The sequence below is a fragment of the Pelosinus sp. IPA-1 genome, assembly GCF_030269905.1.
GTDB lineage: Bacteria > Bacillota > Negativicutes > DSM-13327 > DSM-13327 > Pelosinus.
In genome coordinates, this window is the sequence record NZ_BSVC01000006.1 from 371,409 (window position 1) to 386,413 (window position 15,005).

A 15,005-nucleotide genomic window follows, 5' to 3' on the forward strand; every position below is an offset into this window, starting at 1 on the left:
TAAAATGCTCTAGGGTTTATTTATACTATTAAGAATTTCATGTTTTATCAATTTGATAAACAATATCATTTTGATAAAAAGAGCATTGGGATTATAAAAATTAAGGTCTTATTTATTCTGTTTTTGCCTTTGATTCACTTGAAAATCTAGGAATAATACAGGCAATCAAGTATTAATTCTCTTGTAAAAAATAGTTGGTAATTGGCACGCTAATTGCAATATATAAGTATAAGAGAATAGTGGAGTAGAGGTGCAAACATGGAGCAGAGCATTAAATGGACTATCAATCAAATGGTAAATCAAAAAGCGAAAGTTTCAATTGATTTTTTAAATCAAGAAGAAATCCAAAAGGCTAGATGTTTTCATGCCAGTTTTCCTGAATACAGTCCTACGCCACTGTGTAGTTTAGAAAAGTTGGCAAATCATTTAGGAGTGGCAGGGATATATGTAAAAGACGAATCCTTTCGCTTTGGGTTAAATGCATTTAAAGTACTTGGTGGATCGTTTGCCATGGCAAACTATTTAGCTGAGCAGTTGGGGCAAGACATTAGCCAATTAAATTATGAAACATTGGTATCTAATGAAATACGGTATCAGTTGGGAGATATTACTTTTGCTACAACGACGGATGGAAATCATGGTCGAGGTGTAGCTTGGACAGCGAATCGATTAAAACAAAAGTCAGTAGTATATATGCCGAAAGGATCATCCATCACACGTCTCAACAATATTAAGTCTGAGGGTGCAGAGGCCTACATAACTGAATTAAATTACGATGACGCTGTACGAATGACATCAGAAAATGCCAAAAAATTTGGCTGGGTAGTTGTTCAAGATACTGCCTGGGAGGGGTATGAGAAAATACCTGCTTGGATAATGCAAGGATATGGCACTATGGCAGTCGAGGCTTTAGAACAGTTGCAGGCAATGAAAGTCTATAAACCGACACATATTTTTATTCAAGCTGGCGTTGGTTCACTAGCTGGTGCTGTACAAGGATACTTTGCTTCTGTATTTGGTGAAGAACGTCCTAAAACTATCATTGTTGAGTCAAACCAAGCGGATTGTTTATACCAGTCAGTTTTGGCAAATGATGGTCAGCCGCATATTGTTACAGGAGATCTTTTTACGATTATGGCTGGTTTGGCCTGTGGCGAACCTAACACCATTAGCTGGAATGTTTTAAGAGATTATAGTGACATGTTTGTTTCTTGTCCTGATTGGGTGGCGGCAAAAGGAATGCGTATGTTAGCAAATCCGCTGAAAGAAGATAGTCGTCTTATCTCAGGAGAATCAGGCGCCGTTACCGCAGGATTGTTAGCAACTATAATGACAAGTGATAAGCTAAAAGAAATGAAAAATAAGCTAGGTCTTGATGAGAACGCAAGAATACTCCTTTTTAGTACAGAAGGAGACACTGATCCCGAGAAATATCGTAGCGTTGTTTGGGATGGCGAATGTCCTGTAATTGAGTGGAAAAGCTAGTGAGGTGATAATATGCTGTTGATTGGCAATGGGCGAGTAATAACTCGCGATAGACATCAGCCTTATCTAGGAGATGGCTGCGTTGTAATTAAGGATACTATAATTATCGAAATTGGCCCGACGCAAAAAATGCGTGAACAATATCCTGGTGCCGAGTTTATTGATGTTCAAGGTAAAGTTATCATGCCTGGTATGATTAATACTCATATGCATTTATATAGCACTTTTGCGCGGGGGATGTCCTCAAAAGAGGCGCCACCACAAAATTTTGTGCAAATTTTAGAGAGATTATGGTGGAGATTAGATAAAGCATTAACCCTAGAAGATATCTATTATAGTGCTATGGTTGTACTAATTGATTGTATTAAAAATGGTACGACGACTATTTTTGACCACCATGCTAGCCCGGGTGCCGTGCGGGGGAGTTTATTTGAAATGGCAAAAGCAACTAAGGCAGCTGGGATTCGTAGTTCACTATGTTATGAAGTATCTGATCGTGATGGCAGCAAAATTATGGAAGAGGGAATACAAGAAAACATTGAATTTATTAAATTTGCCAAAGGTCGGGATGATTTACTGCGAGGTATGTTTGGGCTGCATGCTTCTATGACGTTGAGTAATGATACTCTTAATAAATGCTCCAAGGCTGTTTCAGGGTTAGAAGCAGGTTTTCATGTGCATGTAGCAGAAGATGCTGCTGATCAAGTCGATGCGGAAAAGAAGTATGGAAGAAGGGTAATAGAAAGATTGGCTGAGTATGATATGGTTGGAGAAAAATCCATCGCAGTTCATTGTGTTCATATCGATGAAAAAGAAATCGATATTTTAAAAACCAAAGATGCGAATGTGGTTCATAATCCAGAATCGAACATGGGTAATGCAGTAGGCTGTGCTCCTATCCTTACTTTAATGGAAAAGGGCATTGTTGTAGGCTTAGGTACAGATGGCTATACCACTGATATGTTTGAATCTTACAAGGTCGCTAATCTTTTACATAAACATGATCGAAAAAACCCAAGTGTAGCTTGGGGTGAAGTTCCAAACATGCTATTTGAAAATAATCCAAAGATTGCTATGGGTTATTTTTCACGGCCCATTGGTAAATTAGCTGCTGGCTGTTACGGAGACGTTATTGTAGTAGATTATGATCCCCCTACAGATTTAAATGAGACAAACGTTAATGGGCATATTTTATTTGGCATGTCTGGTCGAGGGGTAGTAACAACGATAATCAATGGTCAGGTTTTAATGAAGGATCGGAAGTTAGTGAATCTTGATGAGAAAGAAATATGTGTTAAAGCACGAGAGTTAAGTTCTAAGTTATGGAATCGTTTATAAAATGCTTTTTCTATAACAGTAAGTATGTACAGACGAAAATAATGGAGTGATAAAAATGGCGCAAGACCGATGTCATCCAGTAGATGAAATGTTGCCGGTGGGCCAACTATTTACCTATGGTTTGCAGCATGTTTTAGCAATGTATGCTGGTGCTGTAGCTGTTCCTCTTATTATTGCCAATGCTTTAGGATTAAGCAAAGAACAACTTATTTTTCTGATTAATGCTGACTTATTTACTTGTGGAATTGCTACTCTCATTCAAACAATCGGTTTTTGGAACATGGGTATTCGTATTCCAATGGTGCAAGGGGTAACATTTGCTGCTGTCACCCCGATGATTATTATTGGTCAAACTCATGGAATACCAGCAATTTATGGCTCCATAATTGTAGCAGGTGCTGTCACGTATTTTATTAGTCCTTACTTTAGTCGCCTAATTCGTTTCTTTCCACCAGTAGTAACTGGAAGTATCATAACCATCATTGGTATTAGTCTCATGCCGGTAGCAGTAAGATGGGCAGGAGGGGGTAACCCAGCAGCTAAGGATTTTGCTAGTATGGAGTATATTGGTCTTGCACTTTTTGTTTTGTTGTTAGTGTTAGCATTTTACCGTTATTTTAAGGGATTTATGAGTAATATTGCAGTGTTATTAGGGCTAATTGCAGGTACAGTAATAGCATTTTTCATGGGAATGGTTAATCTGGAGCAAGTCTCTCAATCTGGCTGGATCAGTGTTACTACGCCCTTTTGGTTTGGAGTACCCACTTTTGATTTAGCTTCTATTGCTGCAATGGTATTGGTTATGCTAGTAGTTATGACGGAAACAACAGGTGACTGTATTGCTATTGGTGAAATTGTTGATAAACCGATTAGTGAAAATGATCTTACAAGATGTTTACGGGCAGATGGTTTTTCTACCATGTTAGGCGGCATATTAAATAGTTTTCCATACACAGCTTTTGCCCAAAACGTGGGGTTGGTAGGGTTGACACGGGTTAGGAGTCGTTTTGTTGTGGCTGCTGCTGGCGTTATTTTAATAATATTAGGGATGTTCCCTAAATTAGCAGCCGTTATTGCGGCAATTCCCAATCCCGTGTTAGGTGGCGCAGGAGTTGCCATGTTTGGCATGGTTGCTGCAAGTGGTATAAGAACACTTGCCAAAATTGATTTTAATGGAACGCATAATATTATGGTAGTCGGCATCAGCCTTGGACTGGGTATGATTACGTTAGCAGTTCCTAATTTTTATCATAATTTTCCCAGTTGGCTGCAGGTAATTTTACATAGTGGAATTACTACAGGTAGCATTGCAGCCATAGTATTAAACTTAGTGTTAAATGGAACACAAAATAACAGTGTTATTATAAAAAAGAGCGTTAGAAATTAAGCTTAATGATGTAGTATTATGCTGTTGGAGGAGGCTAGTTTCATGTCTCATATAATGAAAATTCAACCTTTTGATGTTATGCTTACTTGGATTTTAAGAGAATATGAAGAAAGGCAGTCTATCTTTGGGATACATCGCTCCTTATTTTATGTACCTAAGAAAAATAGTCCTTATGCAATTGAAGATTTATATGGGAGTTATCTGGCAACCCCTATTGGTACAGCGGCGGGACCGCATACCCAATTAGCTCAAAATATTATTTGTACTTGGTTGTCTGGCGGTCGGTTTATCGAACTCAAAACCGTTCAAATTATGGATGAACTAGAACTATCTAGGCCTTGTATTGATATGGAAGATGAGGGCTATAATGTTGAATGGTCTCAGGAACTGAAATTAGATCAATCTGCAAATGAATACATAAAGGCTTGGGCATTAATTCACATCTTACATAGATTATTGGGTTTTTCTAAAATAGGTCCTGTTGGTACAATCTTTAATATGAGTGTAGGGTACAATTTAGAAGGCATAAAAAGCCTGGAAATGACCCGCTTCATGAATCGTATGGCTGATGCCAGAGAAGAAATTGCTCAAATACAGGCAATACTTAACGAACAATTTCCCGAATTTGCAGATGTTGAAATTCCAAATCGACTTACCAATAATGTGACTCTTTCAACGATGCATGGTTGTCCTCCTGATGAAATCGGCAAAATTGTCTGTTATTTACTAGAAGAGCGGAAATTGCATACTACAGTAAAACTCAATCCAACTCTCTTAGGAAGAGAAGGTTTACTGCATATTATCCATGATAATTTAGGTTATCAGAATATTCAAATTCCTGATTCCGTATTTTCTCATGACTTACAATATGAACTTGCTATACAGCTGATAAAAATGTTTAAAAAAGTTGCTGCAGAACAAAAACTGATTTTTGGAATAAAATTAACAAATACATTAGCTATGACAAATTATAAAACTAATCTGCCTGGTGACGAGATGTATATGTCCGGGCGGGCCTTGTATCCCATCGCAATGAATCTATATCAAAAAATTCTTAAAGAGTTTCAGGGTGATCTACAAATTTCATATTCTGCTGGTGCTGATGCTTTTAATTTGACTGATATTTTGGCATCTGGGGCAAAAACGGTAACCGTTGCGTCTGACTTACTGAAACCTGGAGGGTACTCTAGACTTCTCCAGTATCTAGAAAACCTAGAAAATGAAATGACAAAGCGTAATGTGAAAACTCTTGGAGAATTGGCCAGCAATAAAGTAAAGAATGTAGAGATTGCAGCTAAGGAGGCACTTAGTAATCCGCGTTACAAAAAGGACTATCATCCTTATGATTTGCCTAAAGTTCCATCTGAACTTGAAATGTTTGATTGTATAACAGCTCCTTGTAAAGAACAGTGCAGTCTGGGGCAGGATGTTCCAGAATATCTTTGGCTAATTGCGAATGGAGAGTATGATAAGGCGCTAGAAGTAATTTTAGCTCGTAACCCTCTTCCAGCAATAAATGGCTATATCTGTACACATCTCTGCCAGACGCGTTGCACAAGAAATAATTATGATGAACCAATCGCAATTAGAGCCTTAAAGCGATTTGCTGTGGAAAAAGGTAAGGCTCAGATAGAGGTAAAAGGCAAGCTAGGGAAAAAAGTTGCAATAATTGGCGGAGGGCCTTCTGGGCTAGCTGCAGCTTCCATCTTGGCAGCCAATGGTATTGACGTCACTATTTATGAAGCAAAAGATAAGGCGGGTGGGATGCCTGCCATTGCTCCTGAGTTTAGAATTCCTCAGAAGGTTGTGCAAGAGGATATTGCTCGTATAAAAAATATGGGAGTGAAAATAGAACTTTCTCATCCCATTATTACGCAACCTGAAGAGTTATTAAAGAATGGTTTTGATGCTGTTTATGTTGCGTGTGGTTTCTCAAGAGATACTCCTTTAGATATTCCAGGGGCTGAAGGAAAGGGCGTTTATGGGGCACTCGCTTTATTGGAGCGTATAGCTAAAGGCGATAAGCCAGATTTAGGCTCAAATGTTTTGGTCATTGGCGGAGGAAATACCGCGATGGATGCGGCCCGTACTGCGCAACAACTTATTGGTAAACCAGTAAAAGTTGTTTATCGCCGGACAAAAAAAGAGATGCCTGCTACGGATGAAGAAAAGAAAGACCTGTTAGAAGAAGGCAATGATTTAATAGAGCTAACCACGCCAACTGAAATTATTTTACAAGATGGTCGGGTAGCAGCCCTTAAGTGCATAAGGAATGTGTTAGGAGAGCATGATGGAGATGGTCGAAGAAATCCAGTGGGGATACCAGGTAGCGAGTTTGAAATTAAGGCTGACTCTATAATCATAGCAATCGGCCAGAGTTCAGATGTTTCTTTTCTTACTGGAAGTGCTGTATCTTTACGTAGAAACGGTGCAATTGCTGTTGATGTTAAGACTGGTATAACAGATAAGGACAGAATTTATGCAGGAGGCGATGTAACTCGAGGGCCAGCTATTGTAGTGCAGGCTTGTGCCGATGGGCGCCGCGCGGCCGAAGCTATTTGTCAAGAATTTGGTGTTTTACTTAAACCCGGAGATTGTCCTTCGACATCGCTTTCTGAGGAAGATATTTTAAAAGTAAAACAAATTCGAGTTAGAAAACAAGTACAGCAGAAACTGGAGATGCTTTCAGTCGCTGAGCGTACCGATTTCAAACTTGTTGAACAAACCTTTTCGGAAGAGGCGGCACGCAAAGAAGCTAGTCGCTGCATGCAATGCTCGGAATTTTGTGATAAGTGTGTTGAGGTTTGCCCTAATCGAGCGAACTACACCTATATGATTTCGCCAATGAGCATAACGTTGCCTACAATTGCTTATCAAGATGGGAAGCTAAAAGTGATAGGGGAGCGAAAATTCCAGATAAATCAAAACCGACAAATTATCCATATAGATGATTTCTGTAATGAGTGTGGTAATTGCGCTACTTTTTGCGTTCATTTTGGCAAGCCCTACAGAGATAAGCCGAGGTTATTCCTTAGAGAACGTGATTTTATACAGGAAGATAGCAATGCATTCTATATTGAGGGTAATACCATTCGTCAACGCCTAGATGGAGTAGAATCTAAGCTTATGGTAGAGGAAGATGGCTTTTTCTTTGAAAACCCTTTAGTGACTATTCATTTATCTCCTGACTTTGCAATTAAGGAGATGGGACCAAGAGTAGATTTTACGAGGACATTCTCCATGCAAGAAGTAGTCCATATGGCATTGATTTTTCAAGGTGTTACTACATCACTGCCTTTTGTGTTAAATCAATTGTAATTGATAAATAAATAGGGCGCCCAATATCGGCAGACAAGCGCGCTGGTTGTTAGCTGAAAATGTTTGAAGGAGGCTTTAAATTATGAAAGTCGATTTTGATAAAGTATTAGAATTAGCAAAAAAATATGAGCCAGAAATGACTAAATTCCTTAGAGATATGATAGCTATTCCCAGTGAGAGCTGTCAGGAAGAAAAAGTAATATTACGCATTAAAGAAGAAATGGAAAAGGTTGGTTTCGACAAAGTGTATATCGATCCCATGGGGAATATTCTTGGTTATATTGGTCATGGGAAGCATGTCATTGCAATGGATGCCCATATTGATACAGTCGGTGTTGGTAATCCAGCAAACTGGAAATATGATCCTTATCAGGGATATGAAGATGATGAGATTATCATTGGTCGAGGTGGTAGTGATCAAGAAGGTGGCATGGCTTCTATGGTTTATGCTGGAAAAATCATAAAGGAACTTGGATTAGAAGATGACTATACCTTAGTTGTAGTCGGCTCAGTACAAGAAGAAGATTGTGATGGTCTTTGCTGGCAGTATATCATTAATGAAGATAAGTTAACCCCCCAATTTGTTGTCATTACAGAGCCAACGGATGGTAAGATTTACAGAGGGCAAAGAGGAAGAATGGAAATAAAGGTAACGACTCAAGGGATAAGCTGCCATGGCTCAGCTCCTGAGAGAGGGGATAATGCCATTTATAAAATGGCTAATATACTTACAGAATTAAGGGCTCTTCATGAAAATTTAGTAGATCATAATTTCTTGGGTAAGGGTAGTTTAACCGTATCAGAAATTTTCCATACTTCTCCTTCTAGATGTGCAGTTGCTGATAGTTGTTGGATTTCTATTGATCGAAGATTAACGGTTGGAGAAACTGGCGAATATGCAATCCAGCAAATTAAAAATCTTCCGGCAGTAAAAGCTGCTAAGGCAGATGTGACAATGTATAAATATGAAAGACCTTCTTATACCGACTTAGTGTATCCTACAGATTGTTATTTTCCAACATGGCTTATTGAAGAAGAACATCCTGTTTGTTGCACCCTAGTCGATTCTTATAAAACATTATTCAGAGAAGATCCTAAGGTGGATAAATGGATCTTTTCTACCAATGGTGTTTCGATTATGGGACGGTATGGCATTCCCTGTGTTGGATTTGGTCCAGGGCACGAAGATCAGGCCCATGCACCAAATGAACGTACTTGGAAGAAAGAATTGGTTAACTGTGCTGCTGTATATGCAGTGATTCCTATGATGTATGTTACGCAATATGTTAATAAGATGCCCGTTTATACGAAAAACACAGTAAATAATCTGTAGTAACAAAAAATATAAAATTATTGGAGGATACTAATATGCAAACAATTTTTCGCGGAAGACATTTCATTAACTTGGAAGATTTCACAAAAGAAGAAGTAGATACTATGCTTGAGGTTTCTCTTGATCTTAAGAAAAAATTTGCAATGGGTGTTCCTACTAATTATTTACCAAACCAATCCATGTTTTTAATGTTTTTTGAACAATCGACTCGTACGAGAAATTCTATGGAAGCTGGTTTTGCTCAACTGGGTGGTCACGCAGGTTTTCTTGATTCTAGCAGCATGCAAATTGCTCATGGCGAAAGTGCTAAAGATACAGCAATTATCCTTTCTCGTTTTGGTCATGCGATAGCTTGTCGCTACTGTAACTGGGGATATGGTAACAAATATCTTAATGAAATGGCAAAATGGTCAAAAGCCCCTATCATGAATCTTCAATGCGACCTCTATCATCCATTCCAAGCCTTGGCAGACTTAATGACTATGAAAGAAAAACTTGGTGATTTAAAACGTGTTAAAATTGCAATTATTTGGGCCTATGCAGAAAGCCATAAAAAACCAATTTCTGTACCCGTATCACAACTTCTTGTTTTCCCGCGTTATGGTATGGATGTTTGGTTAGCCCATCCAAAAGGATGGGAACTTCCTGAATGGGTTATTGAACAAGCGAGGGAAAATGCTGCAAAGTACGGCGGTACAGTAACAATTACGAATAATGAAGCTGATGCCTATGAAGGTGCCCAAATTGTAATTCCAAAGAATTGGGGAAACTGGGTAAATGATCAGACGGGCCTTGCTGCTTCAGGAGCTGTAGCTGTTGTTGATGATAAACTTATGGCGCAAAAATCTTGGAAATGTACAGAAGCTAAAATGGCAACAGCCCACAAAGATGTTTTATATATGCATGCTCTACCTGCTGATAGAAATAATGAGGTGGAGGATTCAGTGATCGATGGCCCTCATTCGATTGTATATGATGAAGCTGAAAATCGTCTTCATACAGCAAAAGCCGTTATGACCCTGTTAATGGGTGGAAGATAACTATGAATAAGTTGGTTGTTATCGCTATTGGAGGCAATTCTTTAATACGCGACAATGCCCATCAAACAGTAGAGGATCAATATGGTGCTGTTTGTGAAACTGCAAAAAGTATTACAGATATGATAGAACAGGATTATGACGTAATTATTACTCATGGTAATGGTCCTCAAGTTGGCTTTATTTTACGAAGATCGGAGATTGCCACAGAATGGGCAGGAATGCACCCTGTGCCTTTGGTAAGTTGTGGGGCAGATACGCAAGGTGCGATTGGTTATCAGATACAACAAGCTATGGACAATGAGTTTAAAAAAAGAGGTATTGATAAATTAGCTGTTGCGCTTGTTACCCAGGTTGTTGTTGATCCGCAAGATCCAGCGTTTGAAAAACCGACAAAACCAATTGGTTCCTTTTATACAGAAGAACAGATGCAAAAGATCAAGGCTGAAAAACCCAATTGGGTAATGGATAATGATGCTGGTAGAGGATATCGCCGCATGGTTGCTTCCCCTCTCCCGCAAGAAATTGTAGAAGGTGCCATTATCAGAAAACTAGTTGGGGAAGGATATTGTCTTGTAGCAGCTGGTGGCGGTGGCATCCCTGTTACAAAGGAAGTGGAAGGGACATTAAAAGGTATAGATGCGGTGATAGATAAGGATTTTGCCTCTAGTTTACTTGCAACACAAGTTCATGCTGATGTACTTATTATTTCAACAGGCGTACCTATGGTGTATTTGAATTATGGTAAGGATGACGAAAAAGCATTGGAGAAAGTTCGCTTAGCGGAATTAAAGCAATACGTAAAGGAAAAACATTTTGCTCCTGGCAGTATGTTGCCGAAAATTCAAGCTGTAATCAATTTCTTAGAAAAGGGTGGGGAAAAAGCAATTATTACGAATCCTGAGTCATTGAAAGCAGCCATAGCCGGAACGGCGGGTACTCATATTTTTCCATAAGTTTAAATAATATGATATGAGAGTGCACTGGCTTAAGCCTCATGAATTTAATCAATTTTAAGACTACAGAGATACTTCTAGGTTTAAGTATCTCTGTAGTTTTACTGGAGGAGTTACTATGGGAATTATTTTGTGCGGTGGAACCATTGTAACAGCTACGGATTATTATCAAGCGGATGTTCGCATTGAAGGTGAAAAGGTTGTTGCTATCGGTAAAAAAATTGCTTTACCTGAAGATATAATCGTAGATGTAAGGGGGTGCCTTCTCTTTCCAGGAGGTGTTGATGTTCATACACATTTTGATCTTCCAGTAGGGGATACTGTCACTGCTGATGATTTTGCTAGTGGCACAAAAGGTGCAATTATCGGTGGAACAACGACGATTATTGATTATGCAACCCAATGTAAAGGTGAAACCCTTAAAGAAGCACTAGAGAATTGGCACTTAAAAGCTAAGGGCAATTGTTATGGGGATTATGGATTTCACATGGCTATAACGGATTGGAATGATAGGGTAGCTGAAGAAATAAGCTGGCTGTCACAAAGTGCTGGTGTTACTTCAATTAAATTATATATGGCGTATAAAAATGTTCTACAAGTAGATGATGATATCTTATTTCAGGCGTTAGCTAGGAGTAGGCAGTATGGGGTACTTGTATGCGTCCATTGTGAAAACGGAGATATGATTTACAATTTGATAAATCAATACCGTAGACAAGGATTTGTAACACCGAATTATCATCCTGTATCTCATCCTATAATCGCAGAAGAAGAAGCTGTAACCAGAATAATTGCGTTAGCCCAAGTAACTAAATCTTCAGTTTATATTGTACATATCAGCTCTAGCGATGCGCTGCAAGTTGTAATGAAAGCAAAGGTTAAAGGAAATCAAGTTTATGCTGAAACCTGTCCTCAATATTTAGTGTTAGACGAAGAATATTATACTAGAACTGGTTTTGAAAGTGCTAAATATGTAATGTCTCCTCCCTTGCGAAAAAAAGCGAATCAGAAATTCCTGTGGCAAAGTTTGCAGAATAGAATGATAGATGTTGTTGCTACAGATCATTGTTCTTTCAATTTCATTGGACAGAAAGATGTAGGTTTACATGATTTTAGTAAGATTCCAAATGGTATCCCTGGAGCACAGAATCGCTTAGGATTACTGTACACCTATGGTGTTCTAACGGGTAAAATTGATTTGCATACATTTGTCAACGTAACGGCGACTCAGCCCGCTAAAATCTTTGGGCTATTTCCTCGCAAGGGTACAATTGCAGTAGGCAGTGATGCCGACATTGTGGTATGGGATGTGAATGATACCTCCCTCATTAGAGCAGAAAAACAGTATCATAAAGTCGATTACACGCCTTATGAAGGTTTTCAGCAAAAAGGTAAGGCTGTACATGTATTTCTAAGAGGGCGGCATATTGTAAGAGATGCTACGTTATGTGATATAGATCCTCAGGGAATTTATTTGCCACGTACCCCGATTGGATAAGGATAGGTCCGTCTATAAAACTTGAAAGGTCGTGGAGTATGTTCAGAATAAATATTAACAATAAAATTTATTCTGTAAAGGAAGACATGAACTTATTAAATTTTCTGCGAGATGAAGCTTCTCTGACATCTGTTAAAAATGGGTGTGGCGAAGGGGCATGTGGTGCTTGCATGGTTTTAGTTGATGGCAAAGCTTTTCGTGCCTGTCTTTTACGTATTGCAAAACTAGAGGAAAAAAAGGTTATTACTGTAGAAGGTCTATCCCAGCGTGAAAAAGATATATATAGTTGGGCTTTTGCTCAAGCTGGAGCAGTACAGTGCGGTTTTTGTATTCCGGGAATGGTGATAAGTGCGAAAGCATTACTAGATGGAAATCCCAATCCAACAAAAGTCGAAATTAAAAGAGCCTTGCAAGGGAATATATGCCGCTGTACAGGTTATATAAAGATTGAAAAAGCTGTTGCTATGGTAGCTAAGGCTTTGCGAGAGGATACTATTCCACAAGTGAAGGCTAACTATCGAGTCGGGGAAAATATGCAACGTGTTGACGCTGCTGAGAAAGTATTAGGTACTGGCATTTATGTTGACGATATGAAAGTGGAAGATATGTTATATGGGGCTGTATTAAGATCCGAATACCCAAGAGCTTTGGTACAAGAAATCGATATTTCGGCTGCAAAGTTATACCCTGGAGTAAAAACAGTGTTGACCGCTAAGGATGTACCAGGCCAGCGATTTTTAGGTCATATCGTTCCAGACTGGCCAGCATTGATTGCTGAAGGGGAAGAAACCCGCTATGTAGGGGATGCTTTAGTTTTAGTGGCAGCTACCTCAAAAAAGATTGCCGAGGAAGCGTTACGGTTGATTGTAGTAGTGTATCAGAAACTAGATCCAATACTTAGCCCAAAACAAGCACTGGAGGCGGGGGCACCTCAGATTCATTCGAAGGGCAACCTGCTAAATAAAACAATTCTTAAACGGGGCAATGCAGAAGAAGCCATTGCTAAAGCAAAATACGTTATAACACAAAGATATACGACTCCTCCGACAGAACATGCCTTTTTAGAACCAGAAAGCGCTTTGGCTGTTCCGTCTAAAGAGGGAACATTAACAGTATATACAGGAACACAAAGCGTGTATGACGATCATCATGGCATTGTGGCAGTACTTGGTGTAGCAGATGATAAAGTACGAGTAATTAGTAAATTGGTGGGTGGTGGATTTGGCGGAAAAGAAGATTTGTCAGTACAACACCATGCAGCCCTTCTGGCTTGGCATACTAGTAAACCCGTTAAGCTGACATTAAGTCGCCAGGAAAGTATTAGGACACATCCCAAACGTCATGCCATGGAAATGGAATTTACGACGGCTTGTGATGAAAATGGAAAACTTACAGCGGTAAAAGCCTTTTTGCTAGCGGATACTGGTGCGTATGCCTCTTTAGGCGGACCAGTGCTGCAACGTGCTTGTACCCATGCTGCAGGACCTTATCAAATTGAAAATGTAGATATTACAGGTATGGGAGTATACACAAATAATCCACCGGCTGGAGCTTTTCGTGGATTTGGTGTAACGCAGTCTTGTTTTGCTATGGAATCAAATCTGAATTTGCTGGCAGAACAAGTAGGAATATCTCCTTGGGAAATTCGTTACCTAAATGCCATTGAGCCTGGTAAGGTGCTGACTAATGGGCAAATTGCTGATGAAGGTACTGCTTTAAAAGAAACTTTGTTGGCGGTACGAGATATTTTTAATGAATATCCTGATGCTGGAATTGCCTGCGCTATGAAAAATAGTGGGCTTGGAGTAGGTGTACCCGATGTAGGGCGAGTCAGAATCAAGGTGGAGCAAGGTAAAATTATTATTTTTACTAGTGCAGCCTGTATGGGGCAAGGTCTGGCGACAACATTAATCCAAATTGTTTCGGAAGCAACTGGATTACATGCTCATTTTATAGAAACCCATCCTGCTGATACAATGATGACCCCAAATGGAGGTACTTCAACAGCCTCTAGACAAACCGTGTTTAATGGGGAAGCTGCTCGGCAGGCTGCCCTAGCTCTTAAAGCTGATCTTGGAGTGAATGAGCTGTCGCAGCTAGAGGGGAAGGAATATTATAAGGAATACTGTGGTGTTACAGATCCTATGAATTCAGATAAGCTGAATCCGGTTAGTCACGTTGCTTATGGCTATGCGACACAAATCGTAATTTTAGATGAAAATGATAAAATTAAAAAAATAGTTGCTGCACATGATGTAGGAAAAGCAATTAACCCAACATCGGTAGAAGGACAAATCGAGGGTGGAATAGTAATGAGTTTAGGATATGCCCTAACAGAGGATTTCCCTCTAGAGAGTGGCGTACCTACGGCAAAGTTTGGAACCTTGGGTTTATTCCGTTCTAATCAGGTTCCTGATATTGAGTGTATTCTTGTGGAAAAAAATCCATCATCTCTTGCTTATGGAGCGAAAGGGGTAGGAGAAATTGTATCTATTCCTGGTGCCCCTGCAGTCGCATGTGCTTATTATAGGCGAGATGGAAAAATTAGAAACTCTTTACCATTGGAGGATACTGCGTACAGTAAAAAAAGGATAATTTGATACCATTATCGTGATAGGTTATAATTGTATAAAAATACATAAAGGATTAGGAG

Annotated in this window: 9 protein-coding genes; all 9 read left to right on the top strand. The window is 39.3% G+C overall.

Features of this window, described 5'->3' with window-relative positions; genetic code table 11:
* Window positions 1–258 precede the first annotated feature (258 nt).
* Window positions 259–1,485 carry a diaminopropionate ammonia-lyase gene (gene dpaL / locus QSJ81_RS16820; protein ID WP_285718512.1) on the top strand — a complete coding sequence of 409 codons (1,227 nt, stop codon included), beginning with the start codon at window positions 259–261 and terminating at the stop codon, window positions 1,483–1,485.
* A gap of 12 nt (window positions 1,486–1,497) precedes the next feature.
* Window positions 1,498–2,823, top strand: coding sequence for a putative aminohydrolase SsnA (ssnA, locus tag QSJ81_RS16825; protein WP_285718513.1), 1,326 nt, complete (start codon window positions 1,498–1,500; stop codon window positions 2,821–2,823).
* A 55-nt stretch (window positions 2,824–2,878) separates the two neighbouring features.
* Window positions 2,879–4,210: a nucleobase:cation symporter-2 family protein gene (locus QSJ81_RS16830; RefSeq protein WP_285718514.1), complete on the top strand. Its 1,332-nt coding sequence runs from the start codon at window positions 2,879–2,881 to the stop codon at window positions 4,208–4,210.
* Window positions 4,211–4,264: 54 nt separating this feature from the next.
* Window positions 4,265–7,528 (top strand): putative selenate reductase subunit YgfK, encoded by a 3,264-nt coding sequence (ygfK, locus tag QSJ81_RS16835; protein ID WP_502929664.1) that lies wholly within the window; start codon window positions 4,265–4,267, stop codon window positions 7,526–7,528.
* Window positions 7,529–7,610: 82 nt separating this feature from the next.
* Complete coding sequence (locus QSJ81_RS16840) at window positions 7,611–8,861, top strand: YgeY family selenium metabolism-linked hydrolase (RefSeq protein ID WP_285718516.1); 1,251 nt, start codon at window positions 7,611–7,613, stop codon at window positions 8,859–8,861.
* Between the two features lie 35 nt (window positions 8,862–8,896).
* Window positions 8,897–9,901, top strand: a complete 1,005-nt coding sequence (locus QSJ81_RS16845; protein WP_285718517.1) for an ornithine carbamoyltransferase — start codon at window positions 8,897–8,899, stop codon at window positions 9,899–9,901.
* 2 nt (window positions 9,902–9,903) lie between these two features.
* On the top strand, window positions 9,904–10,854 hold the full coding sequence (gene arcC, locus QSJ81_RS16850) for a carbamate kinase (protein WP_285718518.1): 951 nt from the start codon (window positions 9,904–9,906) through the stop codon (window positions 10,852–10,854).
* 118 nt (window positions 10,855–10,972) lie between these two features.
* Window positions 10,973–12,352 (top strand): dihydropyrimidinase, encoded by a 1,380-nt coding sequence (hydA, locus tag QSJ81_RS16855; RefSeq protein WP_285718519.1) that lies wholly within the window; start codon window positions 10,973–10,975, stop codon window positions 12,350–12,352.
* Between the two features lie 38 nt (window positions 12,353–12,390).
* Window positions 12,391–14,952, top strand: coding sequence for a selenium-dependent xanthine dehydrogenase (xdh, locus tag QSJ81_RS16860; RefSeq protein WP_285718520.1), 2,562 nt, complete (start codon window positions 12,391–12,393; stop codon window positions 14,950–14,952).
* Window positions 14,953–15,005 lie beyond the last annotated feature (53 nt).

Bases quoted from the DNA above. Each gene is read 5' to 3' on its own strand.
- dpaL (WP_285718512.1), top strand. From the start codon at position 259: ATGGAGCAGAGCATTAAATGGACTATCAATCAAATGGTAAATCAAAAA.
- ssnA (WP_285718513.1), top strand. From the start codon at position 1,498: ATGCTGTTGATTGGCAATGGGCGAGTAATAACTCGCGATAGACATCAG.
- QSJ81_RS16830 (WP_285718514.1), top strand. From the start codon at position 2,879: ATGGCGCAAGACCGATGTCATCCAGTAGATGAAATGTTGCCGGTGGGC.
- ygfK (WP_502929664.1), top strand. From the start codon at position 4,265: ATGAAAATTCAACCTTTTGATGTTATGCTTACTTGGATTTTAAGAGAA.
- QSJ81_RS16840 (WP_285718516.1), top strand. From the start codon at position 7,611: ATGAAAGTCGATTTTGATAAAGTATTAGAATTAGCAAAAAAATATGAG.
- QSJ81_RS16845 (WP_285718517.1), top strand. From the start codon at position 8,897: ATGCAAACAATTTTTCGCGGAAGACATTTCATTAACTTGGAAGATTTC.
- arcC (WP_285718518.1), top strand. From the start codon at position 9,904: ATGAATAAGTTGGTTGTTATCGCTATTGGAGGCAATTCTTTAATACGC.
- hydA (WP_285718519.1), top strand. From the start codon at position 10,973: ATGGGAATTATTTTGTGCGGTGGAACCATTGTAACAGCTACGGATTAT.
- xdh (WP_285718520.1), top strand. From the start codon at position 12,391: ATGTTCAGAATAAATATTAACAATAAAATTTATTCTGTAAAGGAAGAC.